The organism is Amycolatopsis sp. NPDC059027, assembly GCF_042739735.1.
Classification (GTDB): domain Bacteria; phylum Actinomycetota; class Actinomycetes; order Mycobacteriales; family Pseudonocardiaceae; genus Amycolatopsis.
In genome coordinates this window covers 37,869-56,299 of the sequence record NZ_JBHYIK010000017.1, presented here as the reverse complement: position 1 = coordinate 56,299, position 18,431 = coordinate 37,869, and the positions used below count along the sequence as shown (strand labels likewise).

At 69.8% G+C, this 18,431-nt stretch carries 16 protein-coding genes; 3 read left to right on the top strand and 13 right to left on the bottom strand.

All coding sequences use genetic code 11. The features are described from left to right. Positions 1-7 precede the first annotated feature (7 nt). The 3 genes from ACFWY9_RS14220 to ACFWY9_RS14210 are packed head-to-tail and all read right to left on the bottom strand — an operon-like array spanning position 8 to position 1,395. Positions 8-466, bottom strand: coding sequence for an SRPBCC family protein (locus ACFWY9_RS14220; protein ID WP_378323267.1), 459 nt, complete (start codon positions 464-466; stop codon positions 8-10). Continuing rightward, positions 463-807 carry an ArsR/SmtB family transcription factor gene (locus ACFWY9_RS14215; RefSeq protein ID WP_378323268.1) on the bottom strand — a complete coding sequence of 115 codons (345 nt, stop codon included), beginning with the start codon at positions 805-807 and terminating at the stop codon, positions 463-465. Before ACFWY9_RS14215 ends, ACFWY9_RS14220 begins: the two co-directional genes overlap by 4 nt. A gap of 54 nt (positions 808-861) precedes the next feature. Further along, on the bottom strand, positions 862-1,395 hold the full coding sequence (locus tag ACFWY9_RS14210; RefSeq protein ID WP_378339042.1) for a GNAT family N-acetyltransferase: 534 nt from the start codon (positions 1,393-1,395) through the stop codon (positions 862-864). A 41-nt stretch (positions 1,396-1,436) separates the two neighbouring features. Between ACFWY9_RS14210 and ACFWY9_RS14205 the strand changes: the two genes are divergently transcribed. Continuing rightward, positions 1,437-1,997: a helix-turn-helix domain-containing protein gene (locus ACFWY9_RS14205; RefSeq protein WP_378339041.1), complete on the top strand. Its 561-nt coding sequence runs from the start codon at positions 1,437-1,439 to the stop codon at positions 1,995-1,997. On the opposite strand, the gene ACFWY9_RS14200 is transcribed toward ACFWY9_RS14205, so the two are convergent. The 3 genes from ACFWY9_RS14200 to ACFWY9_RS14190 all read right to left on the bottom strand — a co-directional run bounded on the left by ACFWY9_RS14200 (position 1,994) and on the right by ACFWY9_RS14190 (position 6,298). Continuing rightward, positions 1,994-2,347 carry a hypothetical protein gene (locus tag ACFWY9_RS14200; RefSeq protein ID WP_378323272.1) on the bottom strand — a complete coding sequence of 118 codons (354 nt, stop codon included), beginning with the start codon at positions 2,345-2,347 and terminating at the stop codon, positions 1,994-1,996. The genes ACFWY9_RS14205 and ACFWY9_RS14200 overlap by 4 nt on opposite strands. A 51-nt stretch (positions 2,348-2,398) precedes the next feature. Beyond that, complete coding sequence (locus tag ACFWY9_RS14195; RefSeq protein ID WP_378339040.1) at positions 2,399-3,562, bottom strand: hypothetical protein; 1,164 nt, start codon at positions 3,560-3,562, stop codon at positions 2,399-2,401. 192 nt (positions 3,563-3,754) lie between these two features. Continuing rightward, positions 3,755-6,298, bottom strand: a complete 2,544-nt coding sequence (locus ACFWY9_RS14190; protein WP_378339039.1) for an ATP-binding protein — start codon at positions 6,296-6,298, stop codon at positions 3,755-3,757. Between the two features lie 648 nt (positions 6,299-6,946). Here ACFWY9_RS14190 and ACFWY9_RS14185 point away from each other — a divergent pair. Next, on the top strand, positions 6,947-7,135 hold the full coding sequence (locus tag ACFWY9_RS14185) for a hypothetical protein (RefSeq protein WP_378323276.1): 189 nt from the start codon (positions 6,947-6,949) through the stop codon (positions 7,133-7,135). Positions 7,136-7,248: 113 nt separating this feature from the next. Here ACFWY9_RS14185 and ACFWY9_RS14180 read toward each other — a convergent pair whose 3' ends face one another. The 7 genes from ACFWY9_RS14180 to ACFWY9_RS14150 all read right to left on the bottom strand — a co-directional run bounded on the left by ACFWY9_RS14180 (position 7,249) and on the right by ACFWY9_RS14150 (position 17,848). Then, positions 7,249-8,451 (bottom strand): cytochrome P450, encoded by a 1,203-nt coding sequence (locus tag ACFWY9_RS14180; RefSeq protein ID WP_378339038.1) that lies wholly within the window; start codon positions 8,449-8,451, stop codon positions 7,249-7,251. Beyond that, the gene (locus tag ACFWY9_RS14175) at positions 8,448-9,641 is read right to left on the bottom strand and encodes a cytochrome P450 (RefSeq protein WP_378323278.1); all 1,194 of its coding nucleotides are present in this window, start codon (positions 9,639-9,641) and stop codon (positions 8,448-8,450) included. Before ACFWY9_RS14175 ends, ACFWY9_RS14180 begins: the two co-directional genes overlap by 4 nt. Then, positions 9,635-11,203 carry an FAD-dependent monooxygenase gene (locus ACFWY9_RS14170; RefSeq protein WP_378339037.1) on the bottom strand — a complete coding sequence of 523 codons (1,569 nt, stop codon included), beginning with the start codon at positions 11,201-11,203 and terminating at the stop codon, positions 9,635-9,637. The genes ACFWY9_RS14175 and ACFWY9_RS14170 overlap by 7 nt, the downstream gene beginning before the upstream one ends. 9 nt (positions 11,204-11,212) lie before the next feature. After that, complete coding sequence (locus ACFWY9_RS14165; RefSeq protein ID WP_378339036.1) at positions 11,213-14,287, bottom strand: ferritin-like domain-containing protein; 3,075 nt, start codon at positions 14,285-14,287, stop codon at positions 11,213-11,215. Further along, positions 14,284-15,861 carry a flavin monoamine oxidase family protein gene (locus tag ACFWY9_RS14160; RefSeq protein WP_378339035.1) on the bottom strand — a complete coding sequence of 526 codons (1,578 nt, stop codon included), beginning with the start codon at positions 15,859-15,861 and terminating at the stop codon, positions 14,284-14,286. The genes ACFWY9_RS14165 and ACFWY9_RS14160 overlap by 4 nt, the downstream gene beginning before the upstream one ends. Before the next feature lie 64 nt (positions 15,862-15,925). Beyond that, the gene (locus tag ACFWY9_RS14155) at positions 15,926-16,189 is read right to left on the bottom strand and encodes a hypothetical protein (protein ID WP_378323283.1); all 264 of its coding nucleotides are present in this window, start codon (positions 16,187-16,189) and stop codon (positions 15,926-15,928) included. A 120-nt stretch (positions 16,190-16,309) separates the two neighbouring features. After that, positions 16,310-17,848 (bottom strand): MFS transporter, encoded by a 1,539-nt coding sequence (locus tag ACFWY9_RS14150; protein WP_378339034.1) that lies wholly within the window; start codon positions 17,846-17,848, stop codon positions 16,310-16,312. Between the two features lie 181 nt (positions 17,849-18,029). On the opposite strand from ACFWY9_RS14150, the gene ACFWY9_RS14145 reads away from it, so the two are divergent. Further along, complete coding sequence (locus tag ACFWY9_RS14145) at positions 18,030-18,401, top strand: YciI family protein (RefSeq protein WP_378323285.1); 372 nt, start codon at positions 18,030-18,032, stop codon at positions 18,399-18,401. Positions 18,402-18,431 lie beyond the last annotated feature (30 nt).

The window sequence follows — 18,431 nt, the reverse complement described above, 5'->3', positions numbered from 1 at the left end:
GGGCCCGTCACCGAGACGGCTGGGCGCGCCGGAGTTCCGCGTCGAGCTTGTCCAGCCACTCGCCGGTGCCCTGTTCGCGCCAGGCCGGTTCCTCCGCGCCGTCGAGGAACGTCCCCTGTTCGGTCAGGACCAGCCGGGTGCCCTCCCCGTCCGGGACGAACTCGACGGTGGTGATCGAAATCGTCGCGAGGGTGCCATCGAAGCTCAACGTTCCGGCGTAGGCGATGCGCTCTCCGTCGACGATGTCGTGATAGGTCGCCTCGAACGTCAGCAGCGGGCCGTCTCCGGTGTGCCGGCCGCGGTTGATTTCCCGGCCACCGATCCGGAAATCCAGCTCGTGGCCGACGTCCGCGCCGAACCAGCGAGCCTTGGCCGACGGATCGGACCACGCCGCGAAGACCCGGGCGGGTGCGACGGGGTACCGGCGTTCGAGACTGAACGTGGCGTGCTTGACCGAACGGGTCATGACGAACTCCTGTCCTCCGGGATTTCCGGCTCGGCGACGACCTCGCCGAGCCGGTCGAGACGGTGCTCCCAAGGCGTGCGCTGCCGTCCGAGCCAGCCTTCGGCGACGCGCAGCGCGGCCGGTTCGACCTGACAGGTGCGCACCCGGCCGGCCTTCTCGGACCGGATGACCCCCGACGCCTCGAGAACCTGCAGATGCTGGACGACCGCCGCGAGCGACATCGTCAGCGGCGCGGCCAGCTCGCTCACCGAAGCAGGCCCGCGCACCAGTCGCTCCACCAGTGCTCGCCGCGTCGGATCCGCCAGCGCCTTGAACACCTGGTCGAGGTCATACTTAAGCATATACTTAAGTTAATGTATCCGAGGACAGAAAGTCAAGTAGTTACTTAAGTTTTGTCAGCGGGGCTCGGTGGGCGGATCCTCGTCGATCAAGAGCGTCCGCTGCATCCAGGCGACGTCCCGCCAAGCGCCGTGCTTCCAGCCGATGCGCCGGTACGTCCCCACCGGTTCGAAACCCATTGCCCGGTGGAGCCCCGCACTCGCGTCGTTCGGCAGCGTCATACCCGCGACAGCGGTACGGAAGCCGCGCTCGGCGAGCCTGTCGAACAAGGCGGTGTACAGCGCGCGCCCACCGCCCGTCCGGCGTCGCCCGCGTTCGAGGTAGACACTGACCTCACAGGACCATCGATACGCGGCGCGTTCCTTGAACGGCCCGCCGTAGGCGTACCCGATGACGTCGCCGTCGTCCTCCAGGACCAGCCAGGCGTGCCGTTCGTTCGCCGCGGCGATGCGCCGGGCCATCTCCGGCGGCGACGGCGGGTCGGACTCGAAGGTGATCGCGGTATCGGTGACGTACGGCGCGTAGATCGCGGCGCACGCCTCGGCATCCGGCTCGGCGGCGTCACGGATCTTCAGGTTCCCAGCAGGCATGACTACTATCGTAGCCATCAGTGGTCCTATAGTGAACAACTATGTCGGACCCGCTCTCCGCGTCACTCGCTGCGACCCTCCATGCCGCTCGCCTCGAACGCGCTCTCTCGGCCAGCGCACTCGCCGAGCGCTCCGGCGTCTCGCGCGCCATGATCGGCAAGATCGAACGCGGCGAAGCCCAGCCGACCGCGGTGCTGCTCGGGCGTCTTTCGGGCGCCCTCGGCATGACACTGTCCGAACTCGTGGCCCGCGCCGAGGGCGGTGATCGGCGGCTCGTGCGCGCCGCGGATCAGCCGAGGTGGACCGATCCCGCCAGCGGCTACCGGCGCCGCGCGATCTCGCCGACGACCGGCGGCCCGCTCGAACTGGTCGAGGTCGAACTGCCGCCGGGCGCCGAGATTCCCTTCCCCGCCGAGACCTACACCTTCCGCCACCAGCAGATCTGGGTGCTCGACGGCCACTTGCGGTTCCGCGAGGGCGAGACCGAGCACGAACTCGACGCCGGCGACTGCCTCCAGCTCGGCCCGCCCGCGCCCTGCGCGTTCATCAACCCCACCACGGAAACCTGCCGATACCTCGTCGCACACACCCGGCGCACCTAGCGGGTCGGGTCGTATCGCGCGTTCTGCGCGTCCCAGGGAAGTTCGTGATCGTCGACCTTGACGGTCCACTCCGCGTCGGGCAGCAGCAGGCGAAGCTTGCTCAGTACCTCCGACCAGTACTGGATCGCGACCCACAGGTCGTTCGGTCGTCGGCGGGGAAGCTTGGTCGCGCCCTCGAGCACAGTGGTGCCGGTCAGCCGGTCGCTGTCGTAGAAGGTGAGGCCGCCCTCACCGCCTGCGTTGTCGATCACGTCGGATCGGGACCTGCGGACCAGCATCGCGACAAGACCCTGCTCCGTCTCGTCAAGCGGACGGTCCCGTCGGGCGGTGTAGTAGATCGACCAGCTCACCGGGACAGTATCCGTTGCCGGGGACGGGCACACTCCGGGGCAGGGGACGCATCACCGCACATGCTCGGCGAGCAGCTTGCGGACGTCGTCCGGCAGCGCCTCGTCGTCCGGGCGCGCCGCGAGGACATCGAGCAGCCGTCCGAGATCCCGCTCGGCCGCGGTGTTCCGCTCGGTCAGCGTCCGCAACTCCGCGCCCAGCGCGAGCGTGGTGTCGTGCATCGTCCGCACCGACCGGTCGTGCTCCGCGCGGATCGTGGTGACCCGCTCGTCGAACTCCGTACGAAGACGGTCGGCGTCGGCCCGCGCGGAGGCCAAAGCGGTTTCGTGGGCCGCGGTGGCTGCGGAAAGCTGTTCGTGTAGCGCGTCGATCCGATCCCGCGCGGAAGCGGCCTGAAGTTCGGCCACCTCGGCGCGCGCCGCGGCGGCCTGACTCCGGGCACGCTCGTCGACGAGGGCCGACTGGGACGCGGCGAGTTCGGCGGTCGCCGAAGCCAACGCCATCGCCCGATCCCCCGCGAGCGCGGCGGCCGCTTCGGCGCGCTGGTTAGCCCGGACGAGTTCGTCCCGCACGGCGGCGAGTTGCCCGGACGTGCGCTGCTGCTCCTGCGCCGCCGCCTTGCGCGCGGCACGCTGGTCATCGCGTTCCTTGACGGCCTTGGCCTGCTCCCGCTCCGCCTCCGCCGCACGCGCGCGGTCCTTCTCCGCCTGCTGACGCGCCAGCGTGGCGTCGGCCTCGGCGAGACCGCGCTGCCGCCGGTGCTCGTCCGCCTCCTCGTGGGCACTGTCCCGTTCGGCGAGTGCCGCCGCGACGGTCGCGTCGAGCTGCTGCCTGATCGTCGCGAGCACCTCGACCAGCCCACGCGCCGGGTCGAGCACACGATCGATCTCACCGGCGAGCGCGGCGACGGCGGTGTCGTCCAGCTCGGTGTCCGCCTCACGCAAGGAATCGGCGTCGACCAGCGCGGCCTCGGCGTCGCGACAGTTCAGGCCACGGCTCCCCCAGGTCTTGCCGTCCTGACAGAACCGTGGCCGGTTCCCTCGGCCGCTGACCTGCGGGAGCGCGGCACCACATCGCCGGTAGCCGCACACCCGCACCGATTCGTCACGCTTTTCGTCAGGCCCTGTTTTTCCCGAGGGTGATGGGCCCGGCTGATCCGTGCCGCCCTCTCGTGATCCCTGCTCGCCGAGCACCGTCTCTGACCTGCGCTTTTCCATGTCACCACTCTATCATCACGATTATTTTAGAAATATCTGGGTATCTTCTGCTGGAATTCATACCTCATACAGACATCTAATTTGGGATAAGGTCTCATATCGCAAGTCAGAAGACGTGAAGCGAGTGGCCCCGCCGGACTCCCCTTTGAGGGAGGTCGCGATGCGGCCAGGAGACGCCAGTGGTGCGCGGTGTCACCCCGAGTGGTCACCGTCCACTCGGGACGAAACTGGCGGGATTCCCGACTGGTTTCTGAGCAGCGCTCGCATCATCGCCGCTTCGGGGACGTCGAGTTCGACGTAGATCGTCAGCGCCGCGCACCAGGACTCGCGGGCCTGCTCGGGTTGGCCAAGGGCGTGGTGGACCAAGCCCAGCTGGTGGTGGGCGTGGGCCTGCTCAGCGGGTTCACCGGACTGGCGGCTCAGCGTGAGCGCGTCGCGGTGACAACCCAGAGCGTCCCGGAGATTCCCGGTCAAGCGGGCGATCTGTCCCAGGTTGTTGAGGGATTCGGCCTGCAGGCTGCAGCTGCCGATGTCCTGGGCGATCCTGAGGGCCTGCCGGAAGTACTCCGCGGCGCGTTGTTCATCTGCCCGCTGCAGATGAGCCAACCCCACGCCGTTGAGGCAGTTGCACTCGACCCACCGGTCTCCGCTCGCGCGTGCCTGCTCGACCCCCTGGTGGAAGCAGTCGAGCATCAGCTGGGGCTGCCCCAGCCGCCAGTGGGCCAGTCCCAGCGGGATCAGGGCGTGACGTTCGACGTACCGGTTCCCGCTGCGCCGCCCCAACTCGTGTGCGGTGGTGGCGAGGTTGAGCGTGGTGCTGTGCCGGCCCAGCAACCAGTGGACCATCGCCAGCCCGCACAGATGTTGGCCTTGCAAGGCCTGGTCGTCGCACAGGCGGGCCAGGACCAGACCGTCGTGGAAGTGCGCGAGCGCGTCGCGATAACGGCCGACCCTGCCGCGGGCCGACGCGAGATTGTGCAGGGCGTAGCTGGTGGTGGCGCGGTTGCCGGACATCTTCGCCGCCGAGCACGCCTGCTCGAAATGCCGCGCGGCCTGGGGATAGTCGCCCCGGCGCCAGCGGCTCAGGCCGAGGCCGATCAGGGCGCGCGCCTCGCCGTCGTGATCGCTGGTGTCGCGGGCGGCCGACAGGGCGAGGGTGTGCAGGTCCCACGCGTCGTCGTAGTAGGCGCGGATGTCCAGGAAATGCCAGAGCGCGGTGGCCAGGGCGCCTACCCACACGTTCGACCGCGGTCCGGTCGTGGCTCGGGCGAGCGCGAGCAGGTTGAGCCGTTCGGTTTCCAGCCAGGACTGGGCCTGCGCGTAGCCGGTCACCGCCGCGAGCGAGGTATCCGCCACCGGGTCGGCGCGGTGCTGGTCACAGGCCAGCATGGCGGCGGCATGGTGCGCGGTGCGCAGGTAGAACTCGCCGATCCGGTGCAGCGCGGTTTCGCGTCTTCGGTGGTCCATGCTGGTACGAGCGGTGTCGGCGGCGTAGAGACGGACCAGGTCGTGCATCCGGTAGCGGCCGGGTGTGTCCTGCCGCAGCAGGCACACCTGCTCCAGCGCGTCGAGGATCTCCCGGGCCCGCGCCGGGGACAGCCCGGCGAGCGCGGCCGCGGCGGGCAGGCCGATGTCGGGGCCGGGCGCGAGACCGAGCAAACCGAACACCTCGGCCTGAACGGACGTCAGTCTCGCGTAGGACCAGGACAGGACCGAGGCGATGCCGACCGATCCCGCGCCGCAGTCCAGCGCGGACAACCGGGTGGTCGCATCGGCCAGCTCGGCGGCCAGTGCGGTCAGCGTGAGGCCGCGGGTCCGCGCCCGTGCGGCCACCACGCCCAGTGCCAGAGGGAGTCCGCCGCAGCAGGCCAGCACGCGCCGGCTCGCGTCGGGTTCGGCCGCCAGCCGCTCGGTGCCCAGGCGAGAGACGAGCAAGGCGTGCGCGTCGGTGTCGGGCAGGACATCGAGCGCGAGAAGGTTCAGGCCATGGGAGGCGTCCAGCCCCGTCAGCGGGACACGGCTGGTGATCACCACCGTGCAGGTGGCACCTCCGGGCAGCAGTGGGGCCACCTGCACGGCGTCGGCGGCGTTGTCCAGCATTACGAGCATCCGCTGGGCGGCGGTCAGGCTCCGGTACAGGCTCACCTGAGCGTCGATACCGGCGGGCACCGCCGCCGGAGCGACCCCCAGGGCGTCGAGGAAACCGCGTACGGCCGCCGCCGGTGGCAGCGGCGTGGCCTCGGGCGAGAACCCCCGCAGGTCGACGTACAGCTGCCCGTCGGGAAAGCGGTCCACGTGCTGATGCGCCCAGTGCAGGGCCAGCCAGGTCTTGCCGATCCCGCCCGCACCACCGATCGCGGTGATCACCACCGTCGGCGCCGATCCGGAGGCGTCCCGTGCCCACCGCGTCAGTGCCGCGAGCTCCCGCGCACGACCGGTGAAGCCCCGCGGCGCCGCGGGCAGTTGCCGGGGTACCACCACTGACGCGGCCCGGTGGTACTGGTGCTGGGCACCGGTGCCCAGTGCGAGCGCCATCAGTCCGTCGAACTCGTGGGGCTCCAGGTCGAGTGCGCCGGCCACCCGACGCAGCGACACCAGGCGAGGCCGCTCACAGCTGTCGGTCTCCAGACGGCACAGCGTGCGCACCGAGACCCCGGACCGCTCAGCCAGCTCCTCCTGAGTCAGCCCCGCCTGTTCCCGCAACCGCCGCACCGCGGCCGACAACCGATCGCCCATGCCGACCTCCCCGCCGGCCACGTTCACCCCGTGAACCAACGGTAACGCACCGGCCGGACACGGATGGCGGGTTTCTGACCTGGTCACCCTGGCGGCCCAGCGGCAAACTGAACCACGACCCCAGCACGTCGGGGCAGCCAGGGACCCGCAGGTCTCGCGGCCTGGGAGTTAGCCGATCACGAGGTACGAGTCGAGAGTGCCCGACGACGAGGGGTATCGCCGGGCGGTCTCGTACTGAACGACGGCTGCCAAGGGGAGATCGCAGTGACTGCGGGACATCACTGGAACGGTGATTTCACCTGCCCGGCGACGGGTGCTGGTTCCGGCCGAAGAGCCGGCGTACAACGATTCAGCTGACTGACGTTGTGCGGTGGTGCTCACGCACCACGAATAACAATTCATCAACGGAGGATGGCAAAGATGCGAATCAAATATCGCGCGGTGGGCGCATGCACAGGAGCCTTGTTGATGGTCGGTCTTCCTCTCGCTTCGGCCGGCGCTGCGGAGCCGTCATCGGCGATCTCGACGAATTCCGCGGCGTCTGCGCCCTCGAAGGCAACTCCGACCGTTGTCCCGCATGCGGATGCCCTGTCGCCTCGGGTTGACTGCTGGACCACATTCGTACCACCGTCACCGCAGGGTGGTGCCATGGATCATTTCTACAAGAACTGCAACGGATACGCCATTACGGTGACGACCGGATACCAGAACAGTGCTGGTCAGATCACGGTCTTCGGGGGAGGAAATGTCGTCACGGTTCCCGCACAGGGAACAGCGACATGGCAGTACAAGGCCACCGAAAGAAACGTTCGGTACTCCACGATCATCGTTCGGTGAATTTCGCGGGTCAGAGCGGTCGGCGGTAGGGGGCGGCCTGCTCTCGGGTGGAGGGTGAACCTCGGTGTCGCCCTCCACCCGTCGACCGCGCCGAAATCCCGGAACCGATGGCTTCAGCGGCTGAGCCGCACCGGCAGGGTGGCGAGTCTCCGGCTGAGGAGATCGCTCTGCCAGTCCGGTGGCGCGTCCGGATCGGCGAGCCGCGCGTCCGGGAAACGGTCGAGGAACGCCGCGATCGCCGTCCGGGCCTCCAGCCTGGCCAGCCCGGCGCCGACGCAGTAGTGCGCCCCGAGCCCGAACGTGACGTGGTCGATCGGGTCCCGGTCCGGCCGGAACTCGCCGGGATCGGGATGGACACGCGGGTCGTGGCCGACAGTGGCGAGGTTGACCAGCACCGGCGCACCGGCCGGAATGTCCACATCGGACAGGGTGCCCGCGCGGGTGGCGAACCGCCAGGTGGCCAGCGGGAACGGCGGATGCAGCCGGAGCGTTTCCTCCACGATCGCGTCCACGTCGGCCGTCCGCCGCGGTACCCGAAGCAGTTCGTAGAGCGCAGAGGAGAGCAGGCTCGCGGTCGATTCATGCCCCGGCAGCACCAGGCTCGGGATCCACGCCTTGACCTCGGTCAGGCTGGCTCGCGGCGGATCCGTCCTGGTCAGGGCGAGCAGATCGGTGATCAGCCCGGCGCCGATCCGGTCCGGCCACCGGTCGATCAGCTCGCCGATGGTGCCGTACAGCCGGCCGCGGCCCCGATCCCGCACGGCCGCGCTGCCGCCGTAGAAGATGTCCTCACTCGCCGCGCGGATCGTCGCGTGCAGCTCCCGGGGTAGGCCGAGCAGGACACAGATGATGTCGAGCGGCAAGGGGTACGCCAACCCGGCGACCAGATCGACCGGTTTGCCGCCCTGCTCCGCCAGAACATCGAGCAGCTGGGCGGTCACCGAGGCCACGGTCGGTTCCCACGACCGCACCCGTGCCGGGCTCAGCGCGAGCAGATGCAGTTTGCGCAGCCGCAGGTGTTCCGCGCCCTCGCTGGTCACGATGTCGGACGCCACCGAGGTCTCCGCCGAGCCGATGAGCCCGCTCTCGTCGACGAAATAGGGCGGCGCGTGGCGTCCCTCCTTGCTGAACGATTCGGTGTCGCGCAGCACCTCGCACACCAGCTCGGGCTCGGACACGATCCAGGCATGGCCGTCGCCGTGCGGAATCCGCACCACCGGGCCGTGCCTGGACAGCTCGAGCAGCGCACGCACCAGATCGTGTGCGCCTCTGGCGAGCGAAAGCCGGACGATCGGCGCGGACTTCGGGTTCGTCATCGGATCTCCAGCGTCAGCCGCCGCGGCCCGTGGAAGACCAGGTCGTCGGCGTACGGGACGGGCTCGCCGGTCAGCTCGAACCCGGGCAGGCCGGCGAGCAGGGCGGCCAGCCCGATCTCGGCCTCGGTCCGCGCCAGCGCGGCGCCGAGGCAGTAGTGGATACCGAAGCCGAAACCGGTGTGCCTGCCGCCGGTTCGGTTCAGCCGCAGCAGATCCGGGTCCGGGAACCGCAGCGGATCACGGTTCGCCGAGCCGAGCGCGAGCAGCACCTTGTCGCCGCGCCGGATGTCGCGCCCGCGGAGCACCACGTCCCGGTACGCCCAGCGCGTCACGAACTGCACCGGGCAGTCGTACCGGATCAGCTCGTCGACCATGTCCGGCAGGAACTCGGGATGCGCGCGCAGCCATCGCAGCAGGTCCGGATGGGCCAGCAGCGCCAGCACCGATTTGCCGATCAGGTTCGTGGTGGTCTCGTGTCCCGCGGTCAGCAGGTGGACGCAGGTGGCCACGACCTCCGTCTCGGTCAGTTCCGGGTTCGTGGCCAGCAGCGTGATCAGATCCCGCTGTTCCCCGCCACGCCGGGACCGCGCCGCCCGCGCGAAGTACTCGGCGAGCCGCTGTGCGGCGTCGTCCGCCCTCACATAGCCGTCCGGCAGCCTGCGGGCTCGTGCCGACGTGGCCTCCTCCAGCTCCAGCGCGCATGCGCGGAACCAGGTGCGATGGTCCTCCGGAACGCCGAGCAGTTCGGAGACGACCAGGATCGGCAGGGGCGCGGCGAAGTCGCCGATCAGCTCCACCACCGGCTTGTCCCGAATGGACAGCAGAAGATCCCAGGTGAGTTCCCGGATACGGCCGCGGAGATCCTGCACGACGTCGAGCGAGAACTCCCTGGCGAGCAGCGTGCGGAGCCTGCCGTGCCGCGGCGGGTCGAGGAACACCAGCCAGTTCTCCACGATGGCCCGCAGGGTTTCGTGACGTTCCGGCACGATCGGCGCGCCGTCCACCGAACGCCTGCCGAAGTCCCGGCTGGACAGCACGGACACCACGTCGTCGTACCGGAACACGTACCAGGCATCGCTGTGGTGCACCGGATCGTGGTCCCGGTATCGCCGGTAGGCGGGGTAGGGATTCGCCAGCCGCTCCCCCGTCCAGCCGGTGAAGCCGAAGGGAGGCAAGGGATCCGTCACCATCTCGCGCCCCGGACCCGATCGGCGAGCGCGGCGGGATCGGCAGGCAGCGCGGTACCGCGCCACGCGACGTGCCCGTCCGGGCGGACGAGGACGAACGGACGCTCGTACAGCGCGGCGACCGCCGGGTCGGCGCAGCCGGACACGGCCAGCGGGACGCGGCGCTCGGCGAACGCGCGCTCGAACCCGGACAGCCGGTCCGATCCGGCGAAGTGCAGCAACGTGAAACCCGCCCCGAAGAGGTCCAAAGTGGACACCCCGGGAGCGAGCCAGGCGTGCGGAGCGCGCGAGCCCGGCAGTGTGGTCTGCCGCCATTGCCCGTCCGCCGGCGGTTCCCCGTCGGGCACCACGAGCGGCGAGGTGTACCGGTATCCGAAGTGGACCTTCGGCGCGTCGAACTCGTGGCGGACACCGCTGTGCTCCAGGCGTCGCGCCATCTCCGCCCTGGCTCGCTCGCCCTCGGGCGTGTCCTGGTCCAGCTCGGCAGGCAGCTCCCTGGCCATGGTGCGGCGCAGGTTGACCCGGGCCTCCTCCAGACTGTCGACCGCGACGGGACGCCGTTCGTCGTGGTAGCTGTCCAGCAGCCGCGGACCCGCCCAGCCGCCGAGCTCGGCCGCGAGCTTCCAGCCCAGATCCGCGGCCCCGCAGATCCCGGTGCTCATCCCGAATCCGCCGGAGGGCGACAGCGTGTGCGCCGCGTCGCCGACCAGGAAGACCCTGCCCGCGCGGAAGCGATCGGCGACGCGGTGGGTCAGGTGCCATTCGCCGTCGGACAGCGTCTCCACCGGGGTGTCGACCGCGATCGCGCTGGTGACCAGCGAAGACGCGTCGAGATCGGTCCCCCCGGAGACGACCAGGTTGTACAGGTCCCGGCCGTCGAGACAGCGCAACGGGAAACGCAGCGCCGAGGACCGCAGCAGGAAGTACACCATGGCGTTGCGCGGCCCGAGCTGCTCACGCAGCCGGGGTGCGCGGAACAGGATGTTGCGGAACACCTGGGTCTCGTACCGCGACGGCGCGTCGATCCCGCAGGCCGTGCGTACCCGCGAAGACGCGCCGTCGCAGGCGACCATGAACCGCGTCTCGATCCGCAGCGGTGTCTCGGTCGCGAGATCGGTGACGGCGGCAAGCACGCGGTCGTCGTCCTGCGAGAACCCGTCGAGACGGCACCGCGTCCGCACCGGGCCCGCTTCCCGCATGAGCAGCGGGGTCAGCCAGTGCGCCGGGCAGATCTGGTCCGGTTCCGGGGTGTGCGCGGGCAACGGACGGCCGTCCGCGGTGCCCCGGTCCAGCCGGTAGATCTCGTGCCCGCCGACCCTGGTCACCCAGGCGATGTCCAGCGGGTAGTCGCCCGGCCAGCCCGCGGCCCGGATCTTCTTCGCCACACCCCAGCGGCGGAACAGTTCCATCGACCGCGGGCCGACGGTGCTCACCTTCGGATGGGACACCTTGCCGTCGCTCGCCTCGACGAGGACGACCGACACGCCCCGGTACCTCAGGTCAAGGGCCAGTGCGAGGCCGACCGGACCGCCGCCCACGATCAGCACATCGGTCTGCAGCGCCACATCTCCTCCTCAGACCACGAATCGCTTCGAGGTCCGGAACCGCTCGGCGAGGAATTCCAGGGTCTCCGCCGTGCTTTCCGGTACCAGTTCGCAGGCGCGGGCGGCCGACGCGAGATGCCGGAACCGCAGCGTGATGGCGCGCATCGCGACGTCCGGACGGGCCGTGTAGCCCGGGGGCTCCTCGAGTTCGAACGACGGCCCGGCGGTCCGCCCCCGCCTGCCCGAGGGCAGCGTGACCAGCAGTTCGCCCAGCGGCCGCAGCACCCCGGTCATCACCTCGATCGCCATGTTCATCACCTCGGACCGGCGCAGGCTGGAGTCCGGCCGCTGGCCGAAGTGCTGGACCATGAGCTGCAGCATCATGAAGTAGGCCCGGTTGAACAGCACCAGGACCTCCCTGGCCCGCGGATCGGTGATCTGCTCCTTCGCCGGGTCGTCGTCGTGCAGGCTCGGGTTGCGCACCACTGGATACGCCGGGCTCCACGGGGCGCGGCGGCCGCGCGAGTTCGTCACCTGCTCGGTCATCAGCAGCTCGGACATCTTCAGGAACGTGTCGAAATGGGCCGGTTCCCCGGTTTCCGTCCCGCGGAGCACGCCGCCTTCGCCCTGCTCGGTGAGCACGTCGATCGCGAACAACGCGCTGGACAGGTCGTCCACCTCCAGCTGGTAGTCGGGATACACCTCGTTGATCGACTCCCGCAGGAACAGGTGGTGCTCGCCGCCGCCACGCCCCTTGTCCACCAGGAAGAGACCGGGAACCCGAGACAGGCCTTCCCGGATGCTCGCGTACAGCTCGCTGAGTGAGGCGTAGGGGTGCCGGGGGCCTCGTGCGTCGTCGCCGCGGATGTCACCGCGCCGGATCTCCCCGGCCAGGCCCGCGGGCTGCTCGATCGCGATGAACCGCTGGACGCTGCCGATCCCGAACGGCTCGAGGGAGAAATCCAGTGGCACCGGCAGTTCGTTGTTGATCGTCCCGAAATCGATGGACGGAACGTAGAACGTCTCGCCGGTGGCCATGATGATGTTGTTGACCAGCAGGAAGTGGATCATCTCTTCGCGCGCCACGGTGAGCAGGGCGCCGCGCATCCCGTCGTCACGGTCCTCGCCGCCGCGGCCACACGCGAGCCGCAGCTGTTCGGGCGTCCATTCACCACGGCGCACGTACTCGGTGCCCGCGCCGTAGGCCGGGATGGAAAACGCGGCGTACAGGTATTGCAGCATCACCGCCAGTTCGATCGACGCGCCGTGCCGCAACGCGGTGAGCAGCGCGCGGCGCGTGGTGATCTTCGGCCCGGACCGCTCGGCCGCCGGAACGATCAGGGGCACCTCGCCCGCCTTCTGCCCGGCACGGAGGAACTTCAGCAGCAGCCGCGCCTTCGGCTCGGTCAGATCCCTGGTCGGCGGCATGTAGTAGGTCTTCGCCTTGTTCGCCGGATCGGACATCTGCCAGATGAGATCGGCGTAGGTCCGCACCCGGCACCGGTCAGCGAGACTGAACACCTCGTCCGCCATGAAGGAGGAGAGCAGTTCGTACGGCGCGAAGATCTCCCGGTACACCAGGTCGTAGTCGACCTCGTCCTCGGACAGGTCGTCGAGCCGCCAGTCGTCGGGCAGCACGCGCACGGACAGCCCGCCCGCGCCCGCCCAGTAGCCGAGGACATCGTCGTTGTCGTAGCAGACCGCGGCAGAACCCGGCTGCTCCGGATCCGACGGTACGTCGTCGGCGTGCGCCGACAGTCCGAGCCGGGCAGAGCCGGCCCGCGCGCCCCGGACGGTGAACCAGCCGAGTCCCTGCGGATCGGTACGCAGCGAACAACTCGACGACCAGTGCCCCGGTTCGTCCAGCCGCCCGGGCCGCAACCGCAGGATGTCGACGGCGGCGGAAGCCGTGTCCGGGGCGCACGCCACCGGGTCGCGTGGCAGCGCGCGGGGATTGAAGAACTGCCGGACCTGGACCGTGTCCACCGCGCCGGGTCGGCCGCGGACGAACGACCGCACCGGCACCTCGACGTCCTGGCCTGCGTCCGCGTCGTTCCTCGGATGTTCCACGAACAGGCAGGCGTCGTCGACCTGGAGGGTGATCTCGCGCTCGGTGCAGAGCACCTCACCGTCCTCATCGGACAGACACAGCGCGGCCGTGCCGGGCTGGGCGACCACTTCGGCCGAGACCAGGCAGCCGGACTTCCCCGGCGCGGGCAACCGGGCGACGAGCCGGTCGTCCGTAGTACGCAGCTGGAGCGCCCCCGCCTCGGGCAGGCCGACCAGATTGACCGTGGCGTGGTCTTCGGTGACCGCGACGGTGAGCGGAGACCACCCCGGCTGGCGCGGGACGAGCAACCGCCCGGCCGGGCAGGTCCGTGGCTCCCAGTCCCGCCAAGGGGCGATCGTCCCGGCCAGCGCCCACCGGGTCGGCGAATCCGGGGCAGGCACCACCGGGTCACTCAGCCCGAACTGGACCACCAGGCCGTCGAACCCCGAACCCTCCACAGTGGACCGGAGCGCGGTGACGGCGGGCGATTTCGCCGCGTCGTCGAGCCAGCTCAGACCGTCCGCCCGCCGGACCACGAACTGGTACACCGTCGACCTGCCCCGCCGATGCCAGCGCGGCGGGCAGAACCCGCTCACCTCGCCGGTGCACAGGTACCCCACGTCGTGGGACCGGCCCTCCCTGCCGAAACAGAACTGGCCGACCATCAGCGTGGTGGTCCACGCCGACGACGGGTCGAGGTCGAACACCCTGGCCCGGTTGAACGTGGTCGCGAGGTACGGGTTGTAGTGCCCCCACAGGTCGACCGCACGCCCGGCGACCGGATCCGTGCGAGCGATCACCCCGGCTTCCGGTTCGGCACCGGTGATCCGCGCGTCGATGAAGAAATGGCCGTTGCCGCCGAAGTTGGTGCCCTTGACGCCGCGTCGCTCGAGGTAGTCGTGGTACTCGCCGACCGGCTGGTCCGCCGGATACGGTCCCTCCTCGGTGAGCGCGGTGTTCGTGGCCAGGTCGAGCAGTCCGCCGCGCGGTCCGGTCGGCAGCCTCGTCGTCGCCACGCCCGCGAAATGCAGACGCGGCAGGTCGAACACGCTCATCGGTAGTCCCCTTTCCCCGCCGCACCACCGACCGGCATCAGCCGTGCTCGTGGCCGGTGGAAATGGATCTCGCCGACCGCGTTGATCGCCGACTCGATCGCGCCCTCGATCCACGCCGTGGTCGACGAGCAGTGCTCACCGGCGAAGAACAGCCGGTGCTCCGGCCGGGCCGCGCGGACGCGTTCCCGCTCGCATTCGTCCGCGTCCTTACCCCAGCGCACCGCGGCGGCACCCTCGCTCCACCTGTGCTGTCCCCAGGCGAGGCTCGCCGCGTCCACCACCATGTCCGGGCGCAGCAGTTCGGGATGCATGCGGCCGAGTTCGGTGAGCACGGCGGCATGCCGCACCGCGGCGGGCATCCGGCCGAGCACGTCCGCGTCGTCGCCGATCGTGTAACTGGCGAGCAGCGCGGCCCCGTTCGCCGGATCGCCCTCGACCGGCGGGTAGTAGGTCTGCCGGATCCGGCCGCCGCCGAACGACGCGCCGCCGGTGATCCCGTGCCGTTCCCAGAACGCTTCCCGGCAGCGAAAGGCGACCTTCGTCGCCGACCAGTACTTCATCTCGTGGATCGCGGCGAGCTTGCTCGCGCTGAAGCCGCTCAACGCGAACCGGCGCAGGACCGGGAACGGGATGGTGCACAGCACGTAGTCGCACCGCCGGGTGTCAAGGCGGTCGCCCTCCCGGATGTCGATCAGGACGTCGTCGTCCCTGACGTGCAGCCCGACGACCTCCTGGCCGAGGCTGACCGGCCCCTGGATCCGCTCGGCCAGCCGCCGGGTGAACTGGTCCATCCCGCCTTCCAGACGGACCAGCTCCGGGCTGATCTCGCACAGGATGTCGTCGACGAACCGGTTGAGCTCCCCGTTCCGGCCGGGCCGGACCTCGGGATGCGCGGCGAAGAACGCGGAGAGATCGACCTGGTTCTTGGCTCTGCCGCGCAGGAACGGGCTCAGATCGATCCGATCGACCTGGTCGAGCAGTTCCAGGCTGAACTCCTCCCGCAGCCCGCCCCGGAAGTCGCGCGGGGCGATCGCGGTGCCGACCGCCATCAGCCAGGCACCGAACAGGATGGTGTGGTCGCGGTAGCGATGCTCGGCCAGGCTGTGGCGGAACTCGTCCACCAGCGTGGTGGCCGCGTCCCCGACCCGGACGTAGCCGTCGCCGGTGGTGTAGTAGGTCTCGTCCTCCGAGAACAGCGTGCTGAAGTCGCGGACCTTGTCGGTCAGGCCGAGCTTGGTGATGTAGGCCATCGCGAGCCGGTGCTTGGCCGGAACGCGCATGGCCCCCAGCTCGACCAGCGGAGCGGCGGGGCCCGCCCGAAACCGGTGGGTGCGCACCCGCCCGCCGACGCGGCCGCTGCCTTCCAGGATCTCGACGTGATGTCCCAGGTCTTCCAGCTCGCACGCCGCGACCAGCCCGGCGACCCCGGCGCCGATAATGGTGACCTTCTTGGTGGTGGATGTCGAAAAACGATCTCGCTCGGAAATGATGTTCGACATTTCGGTGACCCCCTGAGCCGAATCCAGTCGACACGTTACCGCGCTACTTCGCTCGCGTCTCCCCCTTATTTCCAACCTCGGATGCGGGCATTCGCACAAAGATCCTCCGGGCCGGAACCCTGCACGCCCGCAAGGAGATTCAGGCGGTCAATCCAGGGATTCCGGGTCGATTTTTCCGCCGATATTTCGGCTTCGCACGGGTAGCGACTTCCGGTTTTCCGGGCTGCGCGCCACGGTAGCCGGTCGTCGTCGGTGGGGTGTGCGCCAACGGATCCCGGGGGCATTGCGCCATCTGGCCGAGGTCTCCGTTCGCGCCCGCGGATACGCGCTCCGTGACCTCGAGTGCGATCTTCGCCGTGTCCGGCGGTGATTTCTTTTCGTCACGAGCGACGAGAATGAACATAACGGCCTCGTTCTTCCTTTCACCTGCGGCTCCGCATCCGCCTCGGCTTCCGGAAGGGCGCACCGGGCTTTTCGTGCCATATCGACCTGTTTGTCGATTCGGGCGGCGATTTCGCCGGGCTCATGCGGCCGCGGGCTGGATCTCGGCCCGGGAATCCGTGGCGGTCCCCGTCGAACGGGCTTTCACGACAAGTACGGCAAGCGCGCTGAACAGCACCGCGGCGACGACACCGACGACGTTCAAGCCGCTGGTGAAGGCGTCCTTCGCGGTGCGCAGGAGCTCGGCGGCTTCCGCGGGCGGGAGTTGCTCAGCCACGGCGGTGGCCCCGGCGAGGGTCTCCCCCGCGACCGTCGGCACACCCGCCGCGACGACGTCGGTCATCCGGCCGCTGTAGACGCTCGCCCCGAGGACCCCGAGCAGCGCCAAGCCCAGTGACCCGCCGAAATAGTTGCCTGTCTCGGACATGGACGCCGCCGAACCCGCCCGCTCGACCGGCACGGAGCCCACGACCAGCCCGGTACCGAGGGCGAACAGCGGGCCGGTGCCCAGCGCGAGGACGGCGATGCCGACCATGACCAGCGGCAGCCCGTGCACACTGTCGGCCAGGATCAGCAGGACCGAACCCAGCACGGACACCGCGAGCCCCGCGGCGATCGCGGTCGACGGCTGCAGCCACCGTGTCAGGCCGGGCGCGGCCATCGTGCCCACGGCGACCGCCAGCCCCATCGGCGCGAACAGCACGGCCGAGGCGAGCGGCGAGAAGCCCAGCACACTCTGCAGGTACTGGGTCACCATCAGGCCCGTCCCCGCCATCGCGACACCCGCGAGCACCAACGCGACCAGGACGGCCGCGAACGGCCGGTTGCGGAAGAGCCGCAGGTCCAGCAGCGGCGTCTCGAGCTTGAGCTGACGCCGGACGAACACGGCGCCCACCGCCAGGCCGACCACGATCGTCCCGAGCGGCACGGCAAGGTCGTGCGGGCCCTCGACGGTCAGCCGCTTGAGACCGTAGACCGTCAGCAGCACCGCCACCAGCGACAGCCCCACGCTCGCGAGGTCCAGCCGCCCTGGCGCCGGAGCGCGGTACTCGGGCAGCACCATCGGGCCGACGATCAGCAGCAGCACCATCACCGGGACCGCGATCAGGAACACCGAGCCCCACCAGAAGTACTGCAGCAGGAACCCGGCGAGGACCGGGCCGAGCGCGCCACCGGCGAACTGGCTGGTCGCCCACACCGCGATCGCCTTGCCGCGCTGCCGTTCGTCGCGGAACATGCTGCTGATCAGCGCGAGCGTCGACGGCGTCAGGGTGGCGCCCGCGATCCCCAGCAGCCCCCGCATGATGATCAGCATCTGCGGATTCGGCGACCACGCCGCCGCGATCGACACGGCCGCGAAGGCCGCCGCGCCGATCAGCAGCAGGCGACGGCGGCCGATCCGGTCGCCGAGGGTGCCCATGGTGATCACGAAGCCGGCGACCAGAAAGCCGTAGCTGTCGGTGATCCAGAGTTGCTGGGTGCTGTCGGCGCCCAGGTCCGCGCTCACGCGCGGGAGCGCAAGGAACAGCGCGGTCATGTCCATCGCCACCACCAGCGTCGGCAGGACCAGCACCAGCAGTCCCAGCCATTCGCGCCGGCCGGCCGCTCGCGTGTTGCTCATCTCGGCTTCCTCACTCCGTCGGGTACCTTCACCGCCTGGTCGTGGCCGCCGCCGCGTTCTTGACATCGGGCCGTGCGAAAGTCGGGCGGAAATTTCCCGCAGGGGATGTCAAGGCCGTGCCCGCGGCTTCGACCACTGAGCGAAAGGCCAGACGGCCACCGAGAACTACCAAGGAGTAGTCATGCAGTTCCTGCTGATCATGCACATGAACCCCGCCGTGTGGAACGCGCTGACCGAGGAGGAGCGCACCGAGGTCATGGAGGGGCACGGCGCGTTCATGGACACGATCAAGAACTCCGGCGAGATGATCACGACCCAGGCGCTGGCCGATCCCTCGCAGAGCGCGGTCGTCCGTGTCCGCGGCGGGCAGCCGGTCGTCACCGACGGCCCCTACCTGGAGGCGAAGGAGTACCTCGGCGGCTTCTACCTGATCGAGTGCGCGAACAAGGAGCGCGCACTCGAACTCGCGGCGATGATTCCCGACGCGAAGGTCGAGGGCCTGGGCATCGAGGTCCGCGAGGTCGTCTTCTCCGATGGAGCCGCGACGAGCTGAGCCTGGGCGCCGCCGGATGCGCTGAAGGCC